Annotated in this window: 27 protein-coding genes and 3 pseudogenes; 12 read left to right on the forward strand and 18 right to left on the reverse strand. The window is 71.0% G+C overall.

The genetic code is table 11. The features are described 5' to 3' along the window. Positions 1 to 4: 4 nt before the first annotated feature. From F3T56_RS19045 to F3T56_RS19055, 3 genes are read right to left on the reverse strand one after another with little or no spacing between them, the layout of a single operon-like run. On the reverse strand, positions 5 to 280 hold the full coding sequence (locus tag F3T56_RS19045) for a hypothetical protein (protein ID WP_172639015.1): 276 nt from the start codon (positions 278 to 280) through the stop codon (positions 5 to 7). Positions 281 to 303: 23 nt separating this feature from the next. After that, positions 304 to 1,041, reverse strand: coding sequence for an NADPH-dependent F420 reductase (gene npdG / locus F3T56_RS19050; protein WP_149826382.1), 738 nt, complete (start codon positions 1,039 to 1,041; stop codon positions 304 to 306). Between the two features lie 43 nt (positions 1,042 to 1,084). Then, positions 1,085 to 2,200, reverse strand: coding sequence for a sialidase family protein (locus F3T56_RS19055; protein WP_149826383.1), 1,116 nt, complete (start codon positions 2,198 to 2,200; stop codon positions 1,085 to 1,087). Positions 2,201 to 2,314: 114 nt separating this feature from the next. Between F3T56_RS19055 and F3T56_RS19060 the strand changes: the two genes are divergently transcribed. Then, positions 2,315 to 2,917: a hypothetical protein gene (locus F3T56_RS19060; protein ID WP_149826384.1), complete on the forward strand. Its 603-nt coding sequence runs from the start codon at positions 2,315 to 2,317 to the stop codon at positions 2,915 to 2,917. Between the two features lie 138 nt (positions 2,918 to 3,055). Beyond that, positions 3,056 to 4,371, forward strand: a pseudogene (locus F3T56_RS19065) (MFS transporter). A 364-nt stretch (positions 4,372 to 4,735) separates the two neighbouring features. Here the strand turns inward: F3T56_RS19065 and F3T56_RS19070 are convergent. The 4 genes from F3T56_RS19070 to F3T56_RS19080 are packed head-to-tail and all read right to left on the reverse strand — an operon-like array spanning position 4,736 to position 6,628. Then, positions 4,736 to 5,902 (reverse strand): GNAT family N-acetyltransferase, encoded by a 1,167-nt coding sequence (locus F3T56_RS19070; protein ID WP_149826385.1) that lies wholly within the window; start codon positions 5,900 to 5,902, stop codon positions 4,736 to 4,738. Positions 5,903 to 5,915: 13 nt separating this feature from the next. Further along, positions 5,916 to 6,128, reverse strand: a complete 213-nt coding sequence (locus tag F3T56_RS49745; protein ID WP_342786956.1) for an FAS1-like dehydratase domain-containing protein — start codon at positions 6,126 to 6,128, stop codon at positions 5,916 to 5,918. Between the two features lie 9 nt (positions 6,129 to 6,137). After that, positions 6,138 to 6,452, reverse strand: a complete 315-nt coding sequence (locus tag F3T56_RS49750; protein ID WP_342786954.1) for a MaoC/PaaZ C-terminal domain-containing protein — start codon at positions 6,450 to 6,452, stop codon at positions 6,138 to 6,140. Next, on the reverse strand, positions 6,449 to 6,628 hold the full coding sequence (locus F3T56_RS19080; protein ID WP_246203696.1) for a hypothetical protein: 180 nt from the start codon (positions 6,626 to 6,628) through the stop codon (positions 6,449 to 6,451). Before F3T56_RS19080 ends, F3T56_RS49750 begins: the two co-directional genes overlap by 4 nt. A 262-nt stretch (positions 6,629 to 6,890) precedes the next feature. Here F3T56_RS19080 and F3T56_RS46240 point away from each other — a divergent pair, with 262 nt between their 5' ends. Together F3T56_RS46240 and F3T56_RS19085 are read left to right on the forward strand one after the other, a co-directional pair. Then, positions 6,891 to 7,046, forward strand: coding sequence for a hypothetical protein (locus F3T56_RS46240; RefSeq protein WP_172639016.1), 156 nt, complete (start codon positions 6,891 to 6,893; stop codon positions 7,044 to 7,046). Next, the gene (locus F3T56_RS19085) at positions 7,043 to 7,597 is read left to right on the forward strand and encodes a GNAT family N-acetyltransferase (RefSeq protein WP_172639017.1); all 555 of its coding nucleotides are present in this window, start codon (positions 7,043 to 7,045) and stop codon (positions 7,595 to 7,597) included. Before F3T56_RS46240 ends, F3T56_RS19085 begins: the two co-directional genes overlap by 4 nt. A gap of 92 nt (positions 7,598 to 7,689) precedes the next feature. Here F3T56_RS19085 and F3T56_RS19090 read toward each other — a convergent pair whose 3' ends face one another. Further along, complete coding sequence (locus F3T56_RS19090) at positions 7,690 to 7,920, reverse strand: hypothetical protein (RefSeq protein ID WP_149826386.1); 231 nt, start codon at positions 7,918 to 7,920, stop codon at positions 7,690 to 7,692. Between the two features lie 92 nt (positions 7,921 to 8,012). Here F3T56_RS19090 and map point away from each other — a divergent pair, with 92 nt between their 5' ends. Together map and F3T56_RS19100 are read left to right on the forward strand one after the other, a co-directional pair. After that, complete coding sequence (gene map, locus F3T56_RS19095) at positions 8,013 to 8,870, forward strand: type I methionyl aminopeptidase (RefSeq protein ID WP_149826387.1); 858 nt, start codon at positions 8,013 to 8,015, stop codon at positions 8,868 to 8,870. 200 nt (positions 8,871 to 9,070) lie between these two features. Further along, positions 9,071 to 9,748 carry a biliverdin-producing heme oxygenase gene (locus tag F3T56_RS19100; RefSeq protein WP_149826388.1) on the forward strand — a complete coding sequence of 226 codons (678 nt, stop codon included), beginning with the start codon at positions 9,071 to 9,073 and terminating at the stop codon, positions 9,746 to 9,748. Positions 9,749 to 9,812: 64 nt separating this feature from the next. On the opposite strand, the pseudogene F3T56_RS19105 reads toward F3T56_RS19100, so the two are convergent. Next, positions 9,813 to 10,493, reverse strand: a pseudogene (locus F3T56_RS19105) (PhzF family phenazine biosynthesis protein); the annotation flags it as partial. Between the two features lie 147 nt (positions 10,494 to 10,640). On the opposite strand from F3T56_RS19105, the gene F3T56_RS19110 reads away from it, so the two are divergent. From F3T56_RS19110 to F3T56_RS19125, 4 genes and pseudogenes are all read left to right on the forward strand, one after another. Continuing rightward, on the forward strand, positions 10,641 to 11,717 hold the full coding sequence (locus F3T56_RS19110) for a FecCD family ABC transporter permease (RefSeq protein ID WP_149826450.1): 1,077 nt from the start codon (positions 10,641 to 10,643) through the stop codon (positions 11,715 to 11,717). Continuing rightward, positions 11,714 to 12,589 (forward strand): heme ABC transporter ATP-binding protein, encoded by an 876-nt coding sequence (locus tag F3T56_RS19115; protein ID WP_149826389.1) that lies wholly within the window; start codon positions 11,714 to 11,716, stop codon positions 12,587 to 12,589. Before F3T56_RS19110 ends, F3T56_RS19115 begins: the two co-directional genes overlap by 4 nt. An 8-nt stretch (positions 12,590 to 12,597) precedes the next feature. Further along, positions 12,598 to 12,765 (forward strand): annotated as a pseudogene (locus F3T56_RS19120) (iron transporter); the annotation flags it as partial. Continuing rightward, positions 12,722 to 13,780, forward strand: coding sequence for an SCO2278 family lipoprotein (locus F3T56_RS19125; protein WP_149826390.1), 1,059 nt, complete (start codon positions 12,722 to 12,724; stop codon positions 13,778 to 13,780). The pseudogene F3T56_RS19120 and the gene F3T56_RS19125, both read left to right, overlap by 44 nt. A 17-nt stretch (positions 13,781 to 13,797) precedes the next feature. Here F3T56_RS19125 and F3T56_RS19130 read toward each other — a convergent pair whose 3' ends face one another. Beyond that, the gene (locus F3T56_RS19130) at positions 13,798 to 14,556 is read right to left on the reverse strand and encodes a bifunctional DNA primase/polymerase (RefSeq protein ID WP_149826391.1); all 759 of its coding nucleotides are present in this window, start codon (positions 14,554 to 14,556) and stop codon (positions 13,798 to 13,800) included. A gap of 222 nt (positions 14,557 to 14,778) precedes the next feature. After that, the gene (locus F3T56_RS19135) at positions 14,779 to 15,408 is read right to left on the reverse strand and encodes a TetR/AcrR family transcriptional regulator (RefSeq protein ID WP_149826392.1); all 630 of its coding nucleotides are present in this window, start codon (positions 15,406 to 15,408) and stop codon (positions 14,779 to 14,781) included. 97 nt (positions 15,409 to 15,505) lie between these two features. Here F3T56_RS19135 and F3T56_RS19140 point away from each other — a divergent pair, with 97 nt between their 5' ends. Then, positions 15,506 to 15,715: a DUF6243 family protein gene (locus F3T56_RS19140; RefSeq protein WP_172639018.1), complete on the forward strand. Its 210-nt coding sequence runs from the start codon at positions 15,506 to 15,508 to the stop codon at positions 15,713 to 15,715. A 14-nt stretch (positions 15,716 to 15,729) separates the two neighbouring features. On the opposite strand, the gene F3T56_RS19145 is transcribed toward F3T56_RS19140, so the two are convergent. From F3T56_RS19145 to F3T56_RS19170, 6 genes are read right to left on the reverse strand one after another with little or no spacing between them, the layout of a single operon-like run. After that, positions 15,730 to 16,203: a GNAT family N-acetyltransferase gene (locus F3T56_RS19145; RefSeq protein WP_149826393.1), complete on the reverse strand. Its 474-nt coding sequence runs from the start codon at positions 16,201 to 16,203 to the stop codon at positions 15,730 to 15,732. A 45-nt stretch (positions 16,204 to 16,248) separates the two neighbouring features. After that, the gene (locus tag F3T56_RS19150) at positions 16,249 to 17,256 is read right to left on the reverse strand and encodes a small ribosomal subunit Rsm22 family protein (RefSeq protein ID WP_149826394.1); all 1,008 of its coding nucleotides are present in this window, start codon (positions 17,254 to 17,256) and stop codon (positions 16,249 to 16,251) included. Between the two features lie 34 nt (positions 17,257 to 17,290). Continuing rightward, positions 17,291 to 17,689 carry a PIN domain-containing protein gene (locus tag F3T56_RS19155; RefSeq protein WP_149826395.1) on the reverse strand — a complete coding sequence of 133 codons (399 nt, stop codon included), beginning with the start codon at positions 17,687 to 17,689 and terminating at the stop codon, positions 17,291 to 17,293. Next, positions 17,686 to 17,967: a hypothetical protein gene (locus tag F3T56_RS19160; protein ID WP_149826396.1), complete on the reverse strand. Its 282-nt coding sequence runs from the start codon at positions 17,965 to 17,967 to the stop codon at positions 17,686 to 17,688. Before F3T56_RS19160 ends, F3T56_RS19155 begins: the two co-directional genes overlap by 4 nt. Before the next feature lie 45 nt (positions 17,968 to 18,012). Continuing rightward, positions 18,013 to 19,191 carry a serine hydrolase domain-containing protein gene (locus F3T56_RS19165; protein WP_172639019.1) on the reverse strand — a complete coding sequence of 393 codons (1,179 nt, stop codon included), beginning with the start codon at positions 19,189 to 19,191 and terminating at the stop codon, positions 18,013 to 18,015. Then, the gene (locus F3T56_RS19170; RefSeq protein WP_149826398.1) at positions 19,143 to 20,501 is read right to left on the reverse strand and encodes a multidrug effflux MFS transporter; all 1,359 of its coding nucleotides are present in this window, start codon (positions 20,499 to 20,501) and stop codon (positions 19,143 to 19,145) included. The genes F3T56_RS19165 and F3T56_RS19170 overlap by 49 nt, the downstream gene beginning before the upstream one ends. Before the next feature lie 108 nt (positions 20,502 to 20,609). Here F3T56_RS19170 and F3T56_RS19175 point away from each other — a divergent pair, with 108 nt between their 5' ends. Further along, on the forward strand, positions 20,610 to 21,671 hold the full coding sequence (locus F3T56_RS19175) for a Gfo/Idh/MocA family protein (RefSeq protein WP_149826399.1): 1,062 nt from the start codon (positions 20,610 to 20,612) through the stop codon (positions 21,669 to 21,671). Here F3T56_RS19175 and F3T56_RS19180 read toward each other — a convergent pair whose 3' ends face one another. Further along, positions 21,672 to 23,312: an alkaline phosphatase D family protein gene (locus tag F3T56_RS19180; protein WP_149826400.1), complete on the reverse strand. Its 1,641-nt coding sequence runs from the start codon at positions 23,310 to 23,312 to the stop codon at positions 21,672 to 21,674. Positions 23,313 to 23,399: the final 87 nt, after the last annotated feature.

Here is a 23,399-nt window from a genome sequence, read left to right on the forward strand (position 1 = left end):
CGCCTCAGTCTGTGACCGAGGGGGCGGAGGCGGCGGAGGCGGCCTCGCGCTCCAGCCTCGCCCGCCGGACGTAGTACCAGGTCATGTTGGACGACAGTCCGGCCATCAGCACCCACACCACACCCAGCCAGCTGCCCCGGGCGAAGGAGACCACGGCGGCGGCGACCGCGAGCAGACAGACGGCGAGGGCGTACACGGCGAGGCGGGGCATGGGGGTCGGCTCCTGACAGGACAGTCGGACGGGGTGGTACAAGGTTGTACGCCGCCCAGTGTCCCCCATGCCCGTACGCGTACGTGTATCGGCTACACGTCGGTCAGGCGGAGCCCCGCGTGGGCCTTGTAGCGGCGGTTCACGGAGATCAGGTTGGCGACCAGGGACTCGACCTGGTGGGCGTTGCGGAGCCGGCCGGAGAAGATGCCGCGCATGCCGGGGATGCGGTTGGCCAGCGCCTGCACGATCTCGACGTCGGCGCGCTCCTCGCCGAGGACCATCACGTCCGTGTCGATCTCCTCGATCTCCGGGTCCTGCAACAGCACCGCCGACAGGTGGTGAAAGGCGGCGGTGACCCGGGAGTCCGGCAGCAGGGCGGCGGCCTGCTCGGCGGCGCTGCCCTCCTCCGGCTTCAGCGCGTAGGCGCCCTTCTTGTCGAAGCCGAGCGGGTTGACGCAGTCGACGACGAGCTTGCCGGCCAGTTCCTCGCGCAGGGATTCGAGGGTCTTGCCGTGGCCGTCCCACGGCACCGCGACGATCACGATGTCGCTGCGGCGCGCGGTCTCGGCGTTGTCGGCGCCCTCGACCCCGTGCCCGAGTTCCTCGGCGGCGGCCTGCGCGCGGTCGGCGGCCCGCGAGCCGATGATCACCTTCTGCCCGGCCTTGGCGAGACGGAAGGCGAGCCCCTTGCCCTGCGGCCCGGTGCCGCCGAGCACGCCGACGACCAGCCCGGAGACGTCGGGCAGGTCGAAGGGGTCCTTGGCCGGAGTCTTGGCGGGGACGGCCGTCTGTGCACCGTCGGTCGTCTGTGGACTGTCAGTAGAGGTCATGGGCTGACTTTACGTGCGCGGACGGAGGCCGGGAGCGGCCGGATCAGGTGAGGGAGGTCACGGGAATCCGGCGGAAGGTGATCGTCTCGTACGCGCTGAAGTCGCCCGTCTCGTAGAGCAGTCCGACGGTGTCCTCGTCGACGCGTACGAGATCGGAGTACGCGGCGGGCAGGCCGTCGACGGTGTGGGCGGGGCGCCAGGTGACGCCGTGGTCCGTGCTGGCGCGGACGGTCATCAGGGCGCGGAAGCCGGGGTCGGCGGGGCCGGAGTGGAGGAGCAGGTCGGGGTCGCGGAGCTGGAGGACGCTGCCCTCGACGACCGGGCCGGTGATGCCCGCCTGCGGCCGGAACGGTTTGGCCAGGCTCTCACCGCCGTCCCGCGAGTACGCGTCGGCGCGGGTGCCGGGGGCCGGGGAGTCGTTACGGGTGTTGAAGTAGACGCGTCCGTCGGGGAGTTCGGTGGCGGTGGTCTCGTTGACGTTGATGTAGCCGTCGGTGTTGTCGTCGACGTAGCCGATGCGCCAGGTGGCGCCCCGGTCGTCGCTGAGCAGGCAGTGACCGCCGTTGTACTTGCCCTCCGTGCCGTTGTCCTTCCCGGCTGGTGGGAGGGAGTGGTTGGCGGGGACGACGACGCGGCCGGTGGAGAGCTGGAGGGCGTGGCCCGGGGTGGTGGCGTACCACCGCCACTCGGCCTTCTTCGTCTGCTCGCTGATCTCCTTGGGACTCGACCAGGTCGCGCCCTCGTCGTCGCTGTGCTGCACCCAGACCCGTCGGCCGTCGGCCGCGCTCACCACGCCTCGGCGGATGGCGTCCTCGGTGGCCAGGGCCGCATTGCGGACGTGTACGAGGAGGATCCGGCCGGTGTCGAGGACGACCGGAGCCGGGTTGCCGGCGAGGGCGTCGCCGTTCTTGGCCGCGACCTGGAGCGGGCCCCAGGTCCGGCCGCCGTCCGTCGACCGCTTCACCACGATGTCGATGTTCCCGAAGTCCTCCCGGCCGCCGACCCGGCCCTCGCAGAAGGCGAGCAGGGTGCCGGAGGGGGCGGCGACGACGGCCGGGATACGGAAGCTGGCGTAGCCGTCGGTGCCTGCGCGGAAGGGGATGCTGGTGTCGGGGGCGGGCGTTTGCGTGGGGGTGGCGGGCTCGTGGGTGGGGGGCACGAGGGGCTCCTTCGGTGGTTGCGGGTCGTCCCGGTGGGCCGTGCGTGCCCCGCTCGGGCGAATTCGCGGTGAACTCCGGGTCACGAGTGGCCGGTTGCGGCAGGATGCGGGCGCATGGACACCGTACGAGTCGCGTTGTTGCGGGAGATGCTCGCCGGGACCGAGTGGCTGGGGGCCACCCGGCGGTTCGCGGGGGCGCTGCGGGGGTCCGTGGTGTCGTACGGCGGTGGGCTGCTGCTCGTGGGCACCGCCGAGTACGAGCCGTGGCATTTCGCGGCGCACCTGGTGGACGAGGCCGCGTGGTCCGGCACGCCGGAACTCTCCCCCACGCTCGTACGCCATGCCTCGCGCCCCTCGGACCCTTCGCATCTGGCGGTCGGGCTGGGCCGGGTCTCGGCGGCCCGACGCGGCGAGACCCTGCTGGTCGTGGCCCCGGCCGCGCCGGGTGCCGTCCTGTTGGAACGGGTGCACGACGCGCGCCGCGCCGGGGCGAGGGTGCTCGCACTGGACACCGGGGACCGGGACCTGGCCGTCCTCGCCCACGAGTCCCTGACGGCGCCGCCCGAACCGGACGTCGACCTCGACACGGTCCAGCATCTGGTGAGCGCGGCGGCGGGGGAGCCGGGGCTGCCGCGGCGGAGGGGCCGCCGGCGGCTACGGGACCGTCTCTCCCGGCTGGCCGAGCAGCTGACGGCGCCGCCGCCGGCGGGCTGGTGAGCACCCGGGGCGGGGAAAACCGGTTGCTCCGGGGGTGGCCACGGCTGAGCATGGCCCGTCGTGACCGCTTCCGACGATGCCGCTCCGTCCTGCCCACCGGACTCTGCCGCGCCCTCCCCGTCCCCCTCGGCTTCCCGGCTGTCGGCGCTGTTGCCCGACCTTGGGCCGTGGCGGGTGTCCGTGGACTTCCGGCGGCTGTGGGTGGCGGGGCTGATCACGAACTTCGGGAGTTTTCTGACCTTTGTCGCGCTGCCGGTGCAGATGAAGGAGTTGACGGGGTCGGTGGTGGCGGTCGGGGCCATCGGGGCCGTCGAACTCGTGCCGCTGGTCGTGTTCGGGCTGTACGGCGGGGCGCTCGCGGATGCCCTGGACAAGCGGGCGCTGATCCTGCGGAGCGAGGTCGGGCTGGGGGTGTTGTGCGCGGGGCTGCTCGTGAACGCGTTGCTGCCGGAGCCGATGGTCTGGCCGTTGTACGTGGTCGCCGCGTTGTCTTCCGCGCTCGTCGCGGTGCAGCGGCCCGCTCTGGACTCCATCGTTCCCCGTATCGTCCCGCACGAGCACCTGCCGGCCGCCGCCTCGCTGAACTCGCTGCGCTGGACGGTGGGCGGGGTAGCGGCGCCGGCGCTGGCCGGGGTCGTCGTGGCGTACGCCGGGCTCGGCTGGGCGTACGCGGCGGATCTGGCGACGTTTGTCGTGTCCGTCGCGCTGGCGGTGGGGCTGGCGCCCTCCCCCGCGTCCCACGAGGCCGCGAAACCCTCGTTGCGGTCCATCGCGGAGGGTGCGCGGTACGCGTGGAGCCGTAAGGAGCTTCTCGGTACGTACGCCGTCGATCTCGCCGCGATGTTTCTGGCGATGCCGTTGGCCGTACTGCCGTTCCTCGCGGACGAGTTGGACGCGGAGTGGTCGCTGGGGCATGGGGGTCCCCCCACGCCCTTAAGGCAGTGGGGGAGTACGCGGCGTTGCCGGCCGGGTCGTTGCTGGTGACGTTGACGAGTGGGTGGACGTCACGGGTGCATCGGCATGGGCGGATGGTGGTGCTGGCGGCGGCGTTGTGGGGGCTCTCCGTGGTGGCGGCGGGGCTGGTGCGGGATGTGTGGCTGGTGCTGGGCTTCCTGGTGCTGGGCGGTGCGTTCGACATGATCAGCGGGATCTTTCGGGCGGCGATGTGGAATCAGACCATTCCCGATGAGTTGCGGGGGCGGCTTGCGGGGATCGAATTGCTGTCGTATTCCGTAGGGCCGCAGTTGGGGCAGGTGCGGGCGGGGGGCATGGCGGCGTGGACGTCCGTGCGGGCGTCTGTGTGGGCGGGTGGGGTGTTGTGTGTGGGGGCGGTGGGGTTGCTGGCGGTGTGTCTGCCGAAGTTGATGACGTACGACGTGCGGACGAACGAGCATGCGGTCCGGCTCCGCGAAAGCCGGTCCTCGCCCACCCGCCCGCCCGTGACTCCCGGCTGACAAGTCCGGGCCTCCTGTGGGGGCCGCTCACCGTCGGCGCCTGCGGGTCACAGCCCTTCCCACCCGCACCGCCCGTCACTGCCGAGTGATGAGTGACGGTCTCCTGTGGGGGCTGATCGCCGTTGGCGCCTGCGGGGTACAGCGGTGGGGGACGGTCGTCGTCCCGCCCCACACTGCTGCCATCCGCGTGGCCTCCCGGTCGGCTCGGCTGCTCCCGCCCTCGTCATCGCTCGCCGCCGCTGTGGAGGAAAATGCCTTCCATCCTCGCCGCAGTGGTGCCGCTGGCGATCCGTCAGGTTGGCCCCGGGCAGGAAATGCAGGACGGTGAGCTGGTGCTGGCGGATACAGCAGCCGCGGGTGGCGGTTAGAAGTGTTCGGGCAACCAGGGTTCGAGGTCCGCGGTGCTACGTACCAGCCTGGTGAGGGTTTCGTCGGACCTGGCTGCGACTCCCGCGAGGCGTGCTGCGGCCGCTGTCCGGTAGCCGCCTGCGTACCAGACGGCCAGTTGCCGCCGGGTGAGTCGCACGCCGCCGGCGGTGTGCGTCGTGGTGATCTGTCCGACGCCGTCCTTCACCTCCAGCAGATGCTGGTCCCAGTTCTCGCCGTTCTCGCTTTCGATTTCCACGGGCACGGTGAGGTCGACGTCGGCGGGCCAGCCACGCAGCCGCACCGCTTCCCGGAGGTCGAGGACGCGGAGCATCCACGGGTGCCACGCCTGCGCCGTCAGCCGGTACCGGTGGAGGTTGTGCAGCAGTGCGGGGTACGGGGGAAGGACGGACCGCCGGAAGTGGATGACCGCGGCACGGGTGTGATGGTCGGCGAGGAACGCCATCATCTCGCCGACGGTCTCCTCGTCCCCGGCCCAGAAGTCGTGCACGGTCAGGTCCATCCCGTGCCGCTCGCTCCGCGTCGTGGAGAAAGACAGCACGCCGGTGGTCTGCGCCGATCCGAACTCGTAGGTGGTCAACTGCCGCTTGTCGTCCATCCAGGCCGACCACCAGTCCGGGCGTATCACGGGCCCGTTCCACTGCCGGGCCAGACGGCGTTGCAGCTCATCGGCTTCCTTCGTCCGGCCGTGCTCGATACGCAGCCCCGAGCGGGTGAAGCCCCGTTTGAGGTCGTCGGTGGCGATGGACCACGCGAATACGGGGACCGGTGCCTCCCAGCCGAGGCGGCGGACGTACCCGCCCGATGTCGTCCAGAGCGTGGAGATCACCGCGCCTTGGTCGCGCAGGTGACGGAGCCGGTCGGCGAGCATGTTGACGGAGAGGCGGGCGCCGCGTTCCTCAGGGGCGACGCACCCGGCGCTGAGAGCCGCGGAGGGTACGGGGGCCCCGCCGAAACTCTGGTCCACGAGGAGGCCGAGTCCACCGGCGATGACCTTCCCGTCCCGGACCGCCACGCGGATGTCCGCGTGCGGGCGCAGGCGCGTGATGTCTCCCACGGGATGGCCGTAGCTGCGGGTGGCGAGGGCGTCGTACTGCTGCCAGAGCTCGTCGTCGGCCTTCATGATCTGGATCGGATCAGGCATGGTGTCCCCCGTTCTAGTAGCTGGTGTGGTCGCGGACGGCGTCGGCGTCGACTGGGACGAAGAAGCTGCGGGTGGAGGTCACGACGGCGTTGCCGTCCTGGTTGTGGCCGGTCGTGCGGCAAGTGACTATGCCGGTACCCGGGCGGCTCTGGGACAGGCGGTGGCCGGTGATCTCCGTCTCCGCGTAGAGCGTGTCGCCCACGAAGACCGGGGCGGTGAACCGGATCTCCTCGAATCAGAGGTTGTCAATGGTGAGGCCGCTGGTGCTGCGTACGGTCATCCCACCGACGATGTGGAGGGTGATGCTGCTGCACACCAGAGGGCGGCCCCACTCGGTCAGGCTGCTGTACTGGGCGTCGGTATGGATCGGGGCGTCGTTGCCGCCGAGCGTGGTCATCAGGACGTTGTCGGCCTCGGTGACGGTGCGCCCGGGTCGGTGCTCAATGACCATGCCCTCCGGCAGCTCGTGGTAGCCGAGCCCGACCACTTCCCGGTAGCGGCCTTCGGTGATCCGCCGGTACCCCATGGGCATGGGCATGTCGACGGTCACGCGGTCGCCCCGCGTGGCGTGCGGCCGTCCACGCGGGACAGCAGGGCTCGGGCGGCTTGGACCATGGGCGGGCCGACCATCTGCTCAGCCACGCGGACGATGCGGCCCCCGGCTTCATCGGCGGCGGCCACGATGGCACGGGCGGCGGCGACTTCCTCATGCGTCGGGGTGAACACCTCGGTGATGACGGGGAGCTGGCACGCGTCGAGCGCGCCCTGATGCGGGCCGTGGCCGACGTGGCGGCCTGCGCCGGATGGTCAGCCCACGACTGCGGGGACTACGCCAGGGCGGCGCAGTTACGCAACGAGGCGCTGCAAGTCCGGGCTCGGGGCCATCGCTCATCAAAGCGCGGGACAGTACGCGCGCGGCGAGCAGCAGACGGCGCAGGCCCTCGAACTCCTCGACAACCGCTTCACCCGGAACCGGGCCTACTACACGGTGCTGCTCGCCGAACTCCAGCTCGCGCAAGGCAACGCGGAACGGGCGGCGGCGACCGTCGCGGAGGTGCCTGTGACCGGAGTGGTGAGCAGCCGTATCACCGCCCGACTCGACCACGTGGCCAAGGCGGCCCGACAGCAGGAAGGAAGCCAGTGACCACGCCCGCCCGACTCGACCTCCGGCCCTACGGACACACGGACGCCCCCGGCATCCGGGAACTCCTCCTCGACGTTCATGACGAGGTGTACGAGGGTGTGGACGACCCGCTCGCCGGGCGGGACGCCTTCGCCAAGTTCGTCAACCACTGGTCCGCGCACCCCGGCTTCGCCTGTGTCGTCGCGTACGACGAGGGTCAACCCGTCGGGTACGCGTACGGGGCACCCCTGGGCCCGAGCACGACCTGGTGGGCCAAGGTGTCCCCAAGCCTGCCGGAGGCGTTCACCGCCGAGACCGGGGCGCGGACCTTCGCCTTGTCGGAGCTGATGGTGCGGGTTCCGTGGCGCGGCACGGGAGCCTCCCGCCAGATCCATGATGCGCTGCTGGAAGGCAGGCCGGAGCAGAGGGTGACGCTGCTGGTGCACAAGGAGCACGGCAAGGTGCGTGCCCTGTATGAGGGGTGGGGGTACCGGGCAGTCGGTGAGACTGTGCCGTTCGACGGTGCCCCGGAGCTGTGCGCCATGGTGCTGGATCTGCGCTCGGAGAACTGAGCGGCCCGAGAGGTGGCGCCCGCCCGGAAGGGCGGGCGCGGGGGATCTCCGCCGCGGAGCGATGGAGGGGGTGGGCCGGGGCGGGGCCGCGGTCAGGCGTCGTCCGGGCCTCCGGCCGGGGCGTCGTGCCAGCGGGGGTCCGTCTCCCACTCGGCGTTCCGTTCGCGGGCCGTTTCCATCGCGTGGGTGGCCTCCTCATGGGTGGCATAGGGGCCCATGCGGTCCTTGCCGGGACAGTCGGGGCCCTCCTCGACCTTCTTGTGTTCCAGGCAGTAGAACCACTCGCCGGGATTGCCGACCGTGCGCCGCTTGAACAGGGGCATGACTCGAGCTCCTCTCACCGACCGATCGCATCCGATTCGCATCCGATCGCCACCGACATGGTCCCCCACAGCCGCTGGTTAAACTCGCTGGCATGTCTGGCCAGTCACTGCTCGCACCGGGGAAGCTCTCCCCCACCCGCTTCGTCCCCGGAAACATCCGCCGACCCGAGTACGTGGGCAAGCCCGCCCCGACTCCGTACACCGGACCGGAGGTGCAGACGCCCGAAACGATCGAGGCGATGCGGATCGCCGGCCGGATCGCGGCGCGGGCGATGGCCGAGGCCGCGAAGCACATCGCGCCCGGGGTCACCACGGACGAGCTGGACCGGGTCGCCCACGAATACATGTGCGACCACGGCGCCTATCCGTCGACCCTCGGCTACCGCGGGTTCCCCAAGTCGCTGTGCACGTCGATCAACGAGGTCATCTGCCACGGCATCCCGGACTCGACCGTGCTGCGCGACGGCGACATCGTCAATCTGGATGTCACCGCTTACATCGGTGGCGTCCACGGCGACAACAACGCCACCTACCTCGTCGGGGACGTGGATGAGGAGTCGTCGCTTCTCGTCGAACGGACCCGGGAGTCCCTCGCCCGCGCCATCAAGGCCGTCAAGCCCGGTCGGCAGATCAACATCATCGGGCGGGTCATCGAGTCGTACGCGAAACGGTTCGGCTACGGGGTCGTGCGCGACTTCACGGGGCACGGGATCAACTCGTCGTTCCACTCGGGGCTGATCATCCCGCACTACGACTCCCCGCACGCGACGACCGTGATCCAGCCGGGGATGACGTTCACGATCGAGCCGATGCTCACGCTCGGGACGCACGACTACGACATGTGGGACGACGGCTGGACGGTCGTGACCAAGGACCGCAAGCGCACCGCCCAGTTCGAGCACACGCTGGTCGTGACGGAGACGGGCACGGAAATCCTCACGCTGCCGTAGCCCCGCCTCACCTGCCCCCTTTGCCCGCCCTCCGGTTCCCTCCGGACGGCGGGCCTTTTCATGCCGTTCCAGGTGAGCTTGATCGGGGTCCGGGGTACCGTTTTACCGACAGGGGGTCGGGAACCTGTCGACTTAGGTAAGCCTAACCATAGAAAATATGGGCAGGTTCTCGTCATTCCTCTTCGGCACCGGAGGCCTTCATGAACGCGTCGGGCACGTCAGACACGGCAGTCACGGCGTTCTCCACGATCATCCGCACCGCGTCCCACGAGCAGCACACGGAGGCGGAGACCACGACGTTCATGGGCGACATGCTGGGCGGCAAACTCGGCGTCGACGCCTACGCGCGCTACACCGAGCAGCTGTGGTTCGTGTACGAGGCACTGGAGAGCGGCGCGCGGGCGCTGGCCGACGACCCGGTCGCCGGGCCGTTCATCCAGCCCGAGCTGATGCGGCTGGCAGCGCTGGAGCGGGACCTGAGGCATCTGCGCGGCCCGGACTGGCGGTCGACGCTCTCCGCGCTGCCGGCGACCGAGGCGTACGCGGCGCGGGTCGCCGAGTGCGCGCGCACCTGGCCCGGCGGCTATGTGGCCCACCACTACACGCGCTACCTCGGCGACCTCTCGGGCGGCCAGATCATCCGCGACCGGGCCGAGAAGACCTGGGGCTTCACCAGGAAGGGCGACGGGGTCCGCTTCTACGTCTTCGAGGACATCGCCAACCCGGCCGCGTTCAAGCGGGGTTACCGCGAACTGCTGGACCGGGTGCGGGCCGACGACCTGGAGAAGCAGCGCATCGTGAGCGAGTGCAAGCGGGCGTTCACGCTGAACACGGCCGTGTTCCGGGCGCTGGGCGAGGAATTCCCCCTCAGCGCGTGAGCCCCGTGAGTCCCGTGAGCCCATGGCCGGGCTCCCGCATGAGCCCATGGCCGGGCTCCGGCTGGCGCTCCAGGAACACCCGGCCGCCGACCTCCACCCACCCGTGCGGTTGCGGAGCCGTGAGGATCTGTGAGCCCGTGCCCTGGACGATGTTCAGGGCACGGCCCAGTCGCGCGGTCAGCTGCAGCGCGGCCGCGCCGGTGGCCTCGTCCTCGTCGATGCCGTCGTCGCGGCCGGGAAAGGCCCGCGCGCGGATACGACCCGCCGCCTCGTCCTCCCAGGCCCAGGCATAGATCCCCCCCCAGACTCCGTCCGGGGGCACCCCCATCTCGCTTCGCTCGCCGGGCGGCGGCACCTCCAGGTCGTCGACCTCGGCGGAGGAGGCGTACTGGCGGAACGTGCGCGGCGGGGCCCACTCCGGCAGGGCCTCGATCCAGCTGAACTCCCCGTCCAGCCGGGCCCCGGCCACACCGGCCTCGGTGACCAGTTCGGGCACGTCGAGCAGCCAGGCGGCGCCGACGCAGGGGTGGCCGGCGAAGGGCAGGCGCAGGGTGGGGGTGTAGATGTCGATGACACCGCGCTCGGGGTCGTCCACGAACACGGTCTCGCTGAAGCCGAGTTCGGCGGCGAAGGCCTGGCGGTCCTCGCGGTCGGGCAGTACGGATCCCTCGCGTACGACGCCCAGTTCGTTGCCGTATCCGCCACCGGGCCCGCAGAACACCCGCAGCACGTCGAAGTCAGTCACTCACGCATTGAAGCATCACGCCGACGGCGTCAGCACAGCCCCGCTCCCCTCGGGAGTGCCGCACCCAAGTAAGGCTAACCTAAGCATTTGCGAGTGCCCGCCCCGGAGAGGAACGACGTGACGGTACTGGAGAAGTCGGCCGAGCCGATGGAGCCGGAGAGAGCCGACGCCCCTCGTCCCACCACCCCCCGACGCCGCCGCGCCCCCTACCTCCTCACCACCGGTCTCGTCGTCGCCCTCCTCCTCCTGATCCCCGTAGCCGGGGGACTCGGGGCTTACCCCATCCCCACCGGTGACGTGATCTCCTCCGTCGCCCACCGAATCGGGCTCGGCGGGGCGGAACTCGAACGCGTTCCCGAGTCGGTGTTGTGGAACGTGCGGTTCCCGCGGATCGTGCTGGCGCTGCTGATCGGCGCCTCGCTCGGGTGCGCGGGCGCGCTGATGCAGGGGATCTTCGGGAACCCGCTGGCCGAGCCGAGCGTCATCGGCGTCTCGCTGGGCGCGGCGGTGGGCGCGGTCGCGGCGATCGCGTTCGGGCTCACGTTCCTCGGGAACTGGACGGTCTCGGTGTTCGCGTTCGTCGCGGGTCTCATCACCGTGTTCGTCGTGTACGGGATGTCGCGGTCGGGCGGCCGTACGGAGGTCGTGACGCTGATCCTCACCGGTATCGCGGTGAACGCGTTCGCGGGTGCCACGATCGGGCTGTTCATCTTCCTGGCGGAGGACACCGCGGCCGTCAACCAGATCACCTTCTGGCAGTTGGGCTCGCTCGCCCAGTCGACCTGGCCGAAGGTGCTGGCCGTGCTGCCGTGCGCCCTGCTGGGGCTGGCCATCGCACCCTTCTACGCCCGCAAACTGGACCTCCTGGCCCTGGGTGAGCGTCCGGCGCGGCATCTCGGTGTGGACGTGGAGCGGCTGCGGGTCGTGCTGATCCTGGTCGTCGCGCTGCTGACCGCCGCCGCGGTGAGCGTGTCGGGGGTCATCGGCTTCATCGGTCTCGTCATTCCGCATCTGTTGCGCATGGCGGCCGGGCCGGGGCACCGGTTCCTGATCCCGGGCAGCGCGCTCGGCGGTGCGGTGGTGCTGCTGGCGGCGGACCTCGCGGCCCGGACGATCGTCGAGCCGGCCGAGTTGCCGCTCGGGGTGCTCACCGCGCTCATCGGCAGCCCGTTCTTCTTCTGGCTGCTCCGCAGGACCCGCCGCAAGCAAGGGGGTTGGGCATGAAGACTGGTCTGAGGGATGTACTGACAGGGTGGCGGTTCGGGGCGGCCGGGCCCACTCCCCCGCCCCCGTCCGCCCCCGGCGACGTACTGGCCGAGGCGGAGGGGCTACGGGTCCGGCTCGGGTCCCGTGAGGTCCTGCGCGGTGTCGACGTCGTCGCCCGTGCGGGTGAGGTGCTCGCCCTGGTCGGTCCCAACGGGGCGGGAAAGTCGACCCTGTTGGGCGCCCTGGCCGCCGATCTGCCGGCCGACGGCGGGGTCGTACGCGTCCACGGGCGCCCGGTGGACGAGTGGTCCGCTCCCGAACTCGCCCTGCGGCGGGCGGTGTTGCCCCAGTCGACGGCCCTGTCGTTCCCGTTCACGGTCGAGGAGGTCGTACGGATGGGGCGGGCGCCCTGGGCGCGGCAGCCGGGGGCGTACGAGGCGGAGGACCCCGGCGACACGGACGACGCCGCGGTGGCGGAGGCGATGGCCGTCACGGAGGTCACCGGATTCGCCGCCCGGCCCTTCTCCGCGCTCAGCGGCGGCGAGCGCGCCCGGGTGGCGCTGGCGCGGGTGCTCGCCCAGCGGGCGCCGCTGCTGATGCTCGACGAGCCGACCGCCGCGCTGGACCTGCGCCATCAGGAGCTGGTACTGCGGGTGTGCCGGGAGCGGGCGCGGGCCGGGGACGCCGTGGTGGTCGTCCTGCACGACCTCGGACTCGCGGCGGCGTACGCGGACCGGGTGGCGATCCTGCGCGACGGGCTGATCGCGGCGGACGGGCCGCCGGCCGAGGTGTTCGAGGGCGGGCTGCTGTCAGAGGTGTACCGGCAGCCGGTCGAGGTGTTCCCGCATCCGAGGACGGGCGATGTCCTGATTACACCGAAGCGGGGTTGACTGGGGCCGACTTCCTGCCCGACCCGACCGTCCTCCAAGTCACGGTCTGGCTCCTGTATCTGATCCCGACGCTCGCGCTGCTCCTCGCCCCGGTAGGGTTCGCCTCCGGGAAGGGGAAGGTGAAGATTCCTGATGAGCAGGGTTCGCGGGGTTCGGAGCCCACGAAGGCTTCGTGAGGTTCGGCCGGTTCGTACGCGCGGGAGGTTCCTCGGACTGCGTTCGTACGGCCGTGGCGCGCTGTTGGTCACGGCGGTGACGGCGCTGTCGTTGACGGCGAGCGGGTGCGTGGTGGTCCGTGGCGACCTGGAGATCGTCGCCACGGCGACGCAGTCGGAGGCCGCCGGTGCGCTGAAGGACTTCACCACCGCGTACAACGCGGCGGACAAGGCGTACGACCAGTCCCTGGACGCCGACCGGGTGACCGGTGCCCTCGCCGACATCGACGGCGGCAAGCTCCGCTCCGGCGCGAAGATCAACCCGAGCGGCAACCCCGACCATGTGCCGCTGGAGTTGACGGACGTCAAGTACACGATCCCGGAGAAGGCGGCGTGGCCGCGCTGGTTCGTGGCCGACGCCGCCGCCAACAAGGGCAATTCCGGGGACCGTTGGGTGTTCGTGTTCACCCGGGACGGGCTGGACGATCTGTGGGAGGTGTCGTTCCTCACGATCGTCGCCGCGGACCAGATGCCCGAGTTCCAGAAGGACGAGGACGGCTTCGCCCAGGTGGTCGCACCCGACGACCCCGCTCTCGCCGTCGCGCCCGCTCAGCTGCCCGACCGGTACGCGACGTATCTGAAGGAGGACAGCGCCGTCTTCGCGGACGGGCCGTACACCTCCGAGGAGCGCGCGGAGCGCCGGCAGAACGCGGAACGGCCGGGCATCGTACGCCAGTACATCGACGAGCCCCTGACCAACGGCGACTACGCGCCGGTCGGGCTGCGCACCAAGGACGGCGGGGCGCTGGTCTTCTTCACCACCCGCCACTACCAGAAGCAGACAGCCGCACAGGGCGTCGACATCCCCGTCAACGACGTGGCCGTCAAGGCGCTGATGGCGGGCGAGCCCAAGGAGTCGCTGACGCTGGAGTTCGTCTCCAACCAGGCGGTGCTCGATCCGGCGAGTACGGCGGCGGACCAGCAGGTGAAGTTCCTGAGCCAGGTGGGCGGGCTGACGGGCGCGAAGGGCGAATAGCTCCTGGGAGGGAGCTCTCAACCGTGCAGGGGCCAGGCCGTGTTCGTGTGGTCCCGGTCCCGCTCCTCGCCCGCGTGCCGGGCGCATTCGTCGGTGAGGATCTCCAGGAGGGTCAGCGGGTCCGGCAGCGGGTGCTCGGGGCCCCGTACCCAGTGGACGGCGAGGTCACCGGGGAGCCGGGCCGGCGGTACGAGGACGTACGAACCGCGGCAGTGCCAACGCAGGCCCGGATGCTCGTCCATGGTCTCTGGGTGGCAGTCCAGCTCGCAGGGCCACCACTCGTCCTCGTCCTCGGGCGTACCGCGGGTGAGGGTGAAGAAGAGGAGCCGTCCGTCGTCGGACTCGGACTCCGACTCGGCTACGGGGCCCACCTCGATGCCGGAGGCGAGCAGCCGCTCCAGGGCCTGACGTCCCGCGCTGAGCGGAACGTCGAGTACGTCGTGGACCATGCCGGTCGCGGTGATGAAGTTGGCCTGCGGCTGATGCCGGGCCCAGCGCTCGATCTGGGCGCGGTCGGTGGTGGACTGGGTCTGCCACGCGAATGACACCGGGTGCCGGGCGGGGGTGGGACAGCCGACGCGGTCACAGGAACACCGGTAGCCCGAGGGGTACGCGGCGGGCGCGAGCGGGAGTCCGGCAGCGGCGGCGGCGAGCAGCAGCGTCTCACGGCCGGCGTCGTCGGCGGTCTCCGGGAGCGGGCGGCCTGTGCGGCGGGCACGCAGCCATTCGGAGATCCTGCCCTGCCGACCGGTCCGGCCGCCGAACGTCGCGCTCATCTGTCCCCTCGCCTCGCTGTGGTGCGGACAGCATGCCTCATGGTCCCACCATCCTGCGCTCCGGGTGGCCGGAGCGCCCATCCGGGGTAGGTGGGGCCATGCCGGAGCGGGACAGGGATGGTGGGCTATTGCATGCTTTGGCGGGATTTTCCGTCCACCGCCGAGTACCCTCTGGTCGCTTTGGTCACACTTGCGCGGGCCCGCTGGGACCGACTCCGGGGCTCATCGGGGCGCGAGGCCGTGCAGGGCGTAGTCGACGAGGGTGTCCGTGTAGTCGTACGAGATGGGGCCGGTCCGCTGGAGCCAGCGCTGGGCCAGGGGTGAGACGAAGAGTTCGAGGGCGATGCGGGGGTCGATGTCCGGGCGTACGGCGCCCGTTTCCTGCGCGGACTTCAACCGCTGGACGTAGAGCTGGAGTTGGGGTTCAAGGAGCTTGGCGACGAACTCCTCGGTGAGCCGCGCGTCGACGACGCCGGCGGCGGCGAGGGCGCGGGAGGGGGCCTCGAACTTCGGATCGAGGAGCTCGTCGACGGTGGCACGCAGGACGTTCTTGAGGTCGGCCGCGAGGTCGCCGGTGTCCGGGATCGCGTACTCCTCGGGCTCCTGCCCCGGTACGGCGACCGCCTCCGCCGCCTGCTCCTGCAGATCGAGGAACGCCTCCAACAGCACGTCCGCCTTGGACGACCACCACCGGTAGATCGTCTGCTTGCCGACGCCCGCGCGGGCCGCGATGCCCTCGATGGTCGCCTTCTGGTAGCCGGCCTCGCTGACGAGGGAGAGGGCGGCGTCGTAGATGGCGCGGCGGGACTTCTCGCTGCGGCGGGTGGAGTCGGGGGCGGTCTTTTTGGCCATGCCCCGAATTTATCAGTTGACAAGACGGTCCGTCTCGCCTGACAGTGGGGAGGCCGAATTACGAGACGAACCGTATCGTCACGGGAGGAGACTTCCCATGTCCCGAGGTGGAGCCGGAAACATGCTGGGAGTGGGCGGCGCCCGCAAGAACCTCGGCCGCAAGGCCCTGCGCGGCGGCGACCCGAACGGCCGCGTCGGCGGCGGCCTCGACCCCCAGGCTCAGAAGCGCGAACTACTGCGCAAACTCCAGGAGAAACGACAGCAAGGGCGTACGACCACGGGAGGCACGACCGGCGAGACGTCTTGAACGGACCTGCCGGTCTACTCGTCCAGTTCCAGTACGCCCACCGTCTGGCCGCCGCTGGTCTCGCCCGTCAGGCGGAAGCCGAGGCCGAGGTAGAAGCGTTCCGGGCCGTCGGGGCCGGGGTGCCAGGTGACGAAGAGTCGGTTGCCGCCGCGGCGGCGGATCTCGGCGGCGACGGATTCCACGGCGAAACGGCCGTACCCCCGGCCCTGTTCGTCGGCGGCGATGCTGAGCCGCCACAGCCCGGAACGGATGTCGGTGCCGCTGCCGTCGCCCTTCCAGTCGATGTCGAGGAAGGCCATGAGGAAGCCGACGGCGCGGTCGCCGTCCCGGATGAGGCGGGGCCAGGCGACGCCGGGGCGGACGTACGCCTCGGCGAGGGACTGCGCGACCGGTTCGACCAGATGTTCCTGGTCGGGGCGGATGCGGACGTCGAGCGCGGTGTCGAGGTTGGCGGGGGTTATCTCTTCGAGGTACGGCGTGGTGGACATACCTGATCACATATCGGGTGCCGGGGTGGTCTGCGCAACCGGTTTTCAGGCGTGCTCGGCCGGCGGCCAGGCATCGCCCCAGTCCGCGTCCCGGGCCGCCTTGTAGAGGAGGCCATGACGCTTGGTGACCGTGGTACGGGCGAGCGCGGGTCCCACGGTGTCGTCGATGCCCTCGCAGAGGTCGAGCAGGACCTGGCCCTTGCGGATCTGCGGTTTGCGTACGACGCGGGAGGGGGCCGGGGTCGGTGGGAAGCGGGTGGCGGCGACGTAGCTGAACTTCTCGTCCTCGTACGCCAGGGAGCCGCCCTTGATCTGGCGGTGCAGGGAGGAACGGCTGACCCGGGCGGAGAAGTGGCACCAGTCCTCGCCGGGGACTATGGGGCAGGCGGCGCTGTGCGGGCAGGGGGCGGCGATGTGGAAACCGGCGGCGATGAGGCGGTCGCGGGCCTCGATGACGCGGGTGTAGCCGTCGGGGGTGCCGGGCTCGATGATCACGACGGCCTGGGCGGCGGTCGCGGCGGCGTCGACCACGGCGGCGCGGTCGGCGTCGGTCAGCTCGCCGAGAACGTACGAGACGGTGATGAGATCAGTGCTCTCGATCGTGAGCGCCGATCCGATACGAGAGCGCTGCCACTCGGCGGCCTTCAGCTCCGGGTTCGCGGCGGCGATCTCCCGCCCCAGCGCCAGCGCCGGCTCCGCCCAGTCGAGCACCGTCACCGGCCGCCCGCCCGCCCAGGTCGCGTTCACCGCCCAGGTCGCCGCGCCCGTACCGCCCCCGACATCCACATGACTACTGGGCACCCACCCGGGCACCGCCGCCGCGAACGCCTCCAACGCCGAGCACACCGCCCCGAACGTCGCCGGCATCCGATACGCCGCGTACGCCACCACGTCCGACCGGTCCCGCAACACCGGCGCATCCGTCGGCGTCCGCCCCCGATAGTTCACAATCAGCCGCTCCACCGCCTGCACGGCCGCCTTCGGCGGCAGCCCGTCGAGGAGGGCGGCGAGGGCGGCACGGAGGGTGTCGGCGGCGGGAAGGGGGGCGTTCACGTGGTGATTGTATGGGCGACCCGCGACGCCGGAATCAGACCTTCTCCGCCACCACGCGCGGATGGTCGACGAGGAGCATGTCGATGTCCTCCGCGTCGGAGGTCAGGATGGTCACCCGGCCCGGTTGCTGCACCGCGGTCGCGCACAGCATGGCGTCGATGGCGTACTTGTGGCCATGCAGTCCCGCGCCTCGCAGAAGGGCGGCCGCGGACTGTGCGACGGCCTGCGAGACCGGCTCCACCCGGAGCCTCGACAGCGTCCACCTCAGCGCGGCGTCATTGATCCGGGGATGGATGACCTCGACCAGCACCGCGGCGGAGGTGAGCACGGGCAGGTCCGCCGCACGGGCCGCCGTCAGCCACTCGTGCACCTCGCGGTCCCTTTGTACGGCTTTCGCGAGTCCCTCGCTGTCGAGTACCAACGCGCCGCTCACGCGGCCTCCCCCGCGTGAGCCGTACCGCCCGTGAGCCGGGCCCGCTTGGCCGCCACGGCCTCCGGGTCGGCCGGCCCGTGCACTTTGTCGAAGTCCGCGATCAGCTCATCCAGGTTGTCACGCTCTATCTGCCGCTGCGCCGCCCGCTCCAGATAGGCGGACACACCCCGCTTGCCGACCCGCTCACGGATCGCCTGAAGAGTGCCGGCGGTGAGGGTGACGGAGACACCGCTGGTGGGGCCTTCACCCGGAAGGAAGTCGACACTGTCGTCAGCCATGAACCCAGTATGGCATCGAAAATGCCATAACCGCCCGGCCCGCCTTCATGTCCCCCGCACTGCCCGAGCCACCCGCGTCCCCGCCGCCGCCCGGGCCGCGTTGATCGGGTCCCGGCGGCGTGGGTGGACCGCGTTCGTCAGGAGGATCAGGAAGGTTTCCGTCGCGCGGTCCAGGACCAGGGATGTGCCTGTGAAGCCTGTGTGGCCCGCCGCGCCCCTTCCCGCCAACTCGCCCATGAACCAAGGCTGGTCGAGGGTGAAGCCTAGGGCCGGTGGGGTCAGGAGGAGGTCGACGTAGTCGGGGGCGAGGATGCGGGCGGGGCCGTAGGAGCCGCCCGCCAGGAGGGCGCGGCAGAAGACGGCCAGGTCGTGGGCCGTGGAGAAGAGGCCCGCGTGGCCGGCGACGCCGCCGAGGGACCAGGCGTTCTCGTCGTGGACCTCGCCCCGGAGCATGCCGCGGTCGGCCTTGGCCCAGGGGTGGCGTTGGTCCTCCGTGGCCGCCGCGGCCGGGTAGGGGCCGAAGCCCGTGGCCGTCATGCCCAGGGGATGGGTGATGCCGTCGCGGATGAGGACGTCCAGGCCCCGGCCCGTCAGGCGTTCCAGGACGTGCTGGAGGAGCAGGAGGTTCAGGTCGGAGTAGGCGTACGCCGTTCCCGGGGCCGCCACCGGGGTCTCCGCGCGCAGCACCGCCAGGCGGGCGTCCGGCGTCGGGCAGTCGTACAGCGGGAGTTCGGGGCGTAGCCCGGAGGTATGGGTGAGGAGGTTGCGGATGGTGAGGCCGTACGCGGCGGCGCCGGTGAAGTCGGGGAGGTATGCCGCCACCCTGGCGTCGATGCCTAGCGTGCCGCGTTCCAATTGCTGAACCGCCGCGACCGCCGTGAAGAGCTTGGTGAGGGAGGCCAGGTCGAAGGGCGTGGCCGGCGTCGCAGGGGTCCAGGACCCGGGCGGCAGCTCCACGCCCTTGTCCGTGCGCTCGTCGTAGGACTCGTAGCGGACGGCCCAGCCCGCCGCCTCCTCTACGGCTACGAAGGGGCCGCGGCCGGCGAGTACGACGGCGGCGGGGGCGCGCGGGCACTCGCCTTCCGTCAGCGCGCGCACCTCTCGTACGAGATGGCGCAGTTCCTCGGGGTCGAGTCCGGCCCGTTCCGGGGTGTCCGTGCGCAGTCTCGGCGCGCTCAGCTCTCCGCTCCCTCCAGCGTCGTACGCCTGTTCCACGGACGGCACAGTGCCACGAAGCAGGTCGCGGCCACCAGTGTCGCGGTCAGTTGGACGATGGCCATGGGGACGGCTGTGTCCTCGCCCGCGATGCCGACCAGGGGGGACGCTATCGCTCCGATCAGGAAGGACGACGTACCCATCAGGGCCGACGCGGAACCCGCCGCGCGGCGTACCCGCATCAGGGCGAGCGTCTGGGAGTTGGGCAGGGCGATGCCCATCGCGGACATCAGGACGAAGAGGGCCACCGACACCGGGACCAGGCCCACCTCGCCGAAGACGCCCGTGGACATCAGCAGCAGGGCGGTCGCGGAGAGGGTGACGATCGCGAGGCCCACCGCGAACACCTTGTCGAGGCTGACCCGGCCGACCAGGACCTTGCCGTTGATCTGGCCGGCGATGACGAGGCCGACGGAGTTGACGCCGAAGAGCAGGCTGAACGTCTGCGGGGAGGCGCCGTAGATCTCCTGGATCACGAACGGGGAGGCGCTGATGTAGGCGAAGAGGGCGGCGAAGGCGAAGCCGCCGGCGAGGACGTACCCCATGAAGACCCGGTCGGTGAGCAGGCCGCGCATCGCGCCCAGGGTCTCGCGGATGCCGCCGCCGTGCCGGTCGGCGGGGCTGAGCGTCTCGGGCAGCCGCACCCACACGATCGCCATCAGCGCGACGCCGATGACGGTCAGGACGACGAACACGCCCCGCCAGTCGGTGACCCGGAGGATCTGACCGCCGATCAGCGGCGCCAGGATCGGGGCCACCCCGGAGATCAGCATCAGGGTCGAGAAGAAGCGGGCCATCTCGTCGCCGTCGTACAGGTCGCGGACCACGGCCCGCGCGATCACGATGCCTGCCGAGCCGGCGAGGCCCTGAACCAGGCGGAAGGCGATGAGGGTCTCGGCGTTCGGGGCGAGGGCGCACAGCACGGTGGCCAGGATGTAGACGGCGAGGCCGAGGAGGAGGGGGCGTCGGCGGCCCCAGCGGTCGCTCATCGGGCCGATCAGCAGCTGGCCGAGCGCCATGCCGGCGAGGCAGGCGGTGAGGGTGAGCTGAACCGTGGTGGCGGGGGCGTGCAGCGCGTCGGTGACCTCCGGCAGCGCCGGGAGGTACATGTCCATCGCCAGGGGCGGGGTGGCGGTGAGCCCGCCGAGGATGAGGGTGACGAGGAGACCGGTACGGCGGGCGGAGGTGGGGGGTTCGGGGGTGGAGGTCTGCTTCCCGTACGGCGGTTGCACGTGTCCACGGTCGGTTGTCTCGGTGTTGGGCGCGGCCTTCGGCTGTGGTTCGACCGGCGCCGAGCCCGGTATGTGCCCCTCGGGCATGTGCCCCTCCCTCTCAGTTCGGTCCGCCACCTATGCTCTCAGCTCGTACGACGTGGGCGGGGTCACACTTCCGCCCCGTGGGCCGAGAGCAGGGGTACAGGGGTGGCGATGTCGAACGACGGGCGTGTGCGGTGGGGGATTCTGGCGACCGGGGGCATCGCCGCGGCCTTCACGGCCGATCTCGTCGATCTGCCGGACGCCGAGGTCGTGGCCGTGGCCTCGCGGAGCGAGGAGTCGGCGAAGGCGTTCGCGGAGCGGTTCGGGATACCCCGGGCGTACGGGGACTGGCGGGCGCTCGCCGAGGACGAGGACGTGGATGTGGTGTACGTCGCCACGCCGCACTCGGCGCATCGGGCCGCCGCCGGGATGTGTCTGGAGGCGGGGCGGGGTGTGCTGTGCGAGAAGCCGTTCACGCTGAACGTGCGGGAGGCGGAGGAACTCGTCGGGCTGGCGCGGGAGCGTGGGCGGTTCCTGATGGAGGCCATGTGGATGTACTGCAATCCGCTGGTCCGGCGGCTGGTCGAGGTGGTGCGGGACGGCGCGATCGGTGAAGTGCGGACGGTGCAGGCCGACTTCGGGCTCGCCGGCCCCTTCCCGCCGTCGCACCGGCTGCGGGATCCGGCGCAGGGCGGGGGCGCGCTGCTGGACCTTGGTGTGTACCCGGTCTCGTTCGCACAGTTGCTGCTCGGGGAGCCGTCGGATGTCACGGGGAGAGCGGTGCTCTCCGACGAGGGCGTTGATCTCCAGACAGGAGCACTGCTCTCTTGGGAGAGCGGTGCCATCGCTTCGGTGCACTGCTCCATCGTCGGCGGTACGGCGACCTCCGCGTCGGTCACCGGCTCCCAGGGCCGTATCGACATCCCGAACGGCTTCTTCTTCCCGGACCGGTTCGTCCTGCACCGCGACGGCCGCGAGCCGCAGACCGTCACGGCGGACCCGGCGGACGGTCCCCGCAACAGCTTCCGCCACGAGGCCGGCGAGGTCATGCGGGCCCTGCGCGCCGGCGAGACCGAGTCCCCCCTCGTCCCCCTCGACGGCACCCTCGCCGTGATGCGGACGCTCGACGCGATCCGGGACCGCATCGGCGTCCGCTACCCCGGCGAATATCCGGGCGAGCGTCCCGACGAGGACGACCGTCGGGGCGACGACCTGATGACTGTGACTACATGACTACGCCGGTGTGAGCCCCGGCCTGCCCGCCTCCACCGCGAACGACGCCGCCGTGGAGATGCCGGCCCCCGTGGTCGTCACGTACGGGACCGTCTTGAAGTCGACCCGGGCGGACGTGCGGCCGAGGGCGACCGTGACGTACCCCCGACGTCCGTTGTAGAAGCGCATGTGCGGGTTGGCGGTCATGTAGGTGTCCCAGTTGGCGGGCTTGTCGGAGCCGTTGCCGCCGCTGCTGACGGAGGTGGCGACGAGCTCCGTGCCGACCGTCCGGGACGAGCGGTCGTCGAAGTCGCGCTTGAGGTCGTACGCGTAGCCGTTGTGGACGTCGCCCGTGAGGACCATCAGGTTCTCGATACCGGCGGCGTCCGCGCCGGCGAGGAGGCGTTCGCGGGAGGCCGAGTAGCCGTCCCAGGAGTCCATCGACACCTTGTACGTGTCGCTGGTGGAGTTGCGGCGCTGGGAGAAGGTGACCTGCTGCGGGACGACGTTCCAGACGGCGTCGGACTTGGCCCAGCCGTTCAGCAGCCAGCGCTCCTGCGTGGTGCCGGTCATCGTGCGCGACGGGTCCGCCGACTCGGGGCCGGGGACCTGCCAGCCGTCGCCGTACGCCTGGTTGGAGCGGTACTGGCGGGTGTCGAGTATGTCGAACTGGGCGAGGCGGCCCCAGTGGAAGCGGCGGTAGAGCCTCATGTCGGGGCCGGACGGCTTCTGCGGGGTGCGCAGCGGCTGGTTCTCCCAGTACGCGCGGTAGGCGGCGGCGCGGCGCAGCAGGAACTCCTCCGGCGGGACGCTGTTCTCGGGGATGTCGTCCGCGTAGTTGTTCTCGGTCTCGTGGTCGTCCCAGGTGACGACGAAGGGGTGCGCGGCGTGGGCGGCCCGCAGGTCGGGGTCGCTCTTGAAGAGGGCGTACCGCAGGCGGTAGTCCTCCAGGGTGACCGTCTCGCGGTTGAAGACGTCGGGGAGGGTGCGGTCGGTGTACTTGCGGTTGCCGCCGACCGAGTTCACCGCGTACTCGTAGAGGTAGTCCCCGAGGTGGAAAACGATGTCGACGTCGTCCTGCGCGAGGTGCCGGTACGGGGTGTAGTAGCCGTCGGAGTACGCCTGGCAGGAGACGGCGGCGAAGCTGAGCCCGGAGGCCGTCCCGCCCTTGTCGCCGCGTCCGGGGGCGGTGCGCGTACGGCCCGTCTCGCTGATCCAGGTGCCGGTGCGGAAGCGGTAGTAGTACACGCGGCCGGGGTCCAGATAGCCGACCTCGACGTGGACGGTGTGGTGGAACTCGGGGTGGGCGGTGGCGGTGCCGCGTCTGACGATCCGTCGGAAGCTCTCGTCGTGGGCGAGCTCCCAGTGGACGGCGACGCGTTCGGCGGGCAGGCCGCTGTCGGGCTCGTACGGTTTCGGCGCGAGCCGGGTCCACAGGAGTACGGAGGCGGGCAGCGGGTCGCCGGAGGCCACGCCGAGGGTAAAGGGATTCTCGGTGATCCGCGCGGCGTCCAGTGGAGCGGCGGCCGCGGCGCCCGCCGCCGGAAGGTTCGTGGCGAACGCGAGCGCGGCCGCGGCACCGGTGACGGTGAGGAAGCGGCGGCGGTCGAAGTGCCGGGCTGCGGCGCGGAGTTCGGGCGAGTGCTGGGCTGCGGGTGTCATCTGGCCCTCCCCTTACGGTTGTTGTAGGGGGCGTCTTGAAAGTCCTGCACAGCAGCCACGGCGCCCGGCACGCACCCTCGGCACGCC

Origin of the sequence: Streptomyces tailanensis (assembly GCF_008386495.1) — a bacterium.
Lineage (GTDB): Bacteria > Actinomycetota > Actinomycetes > Streptomycetales > Streptomycetaceae > Streptomyces > Streptomyces tailanensis.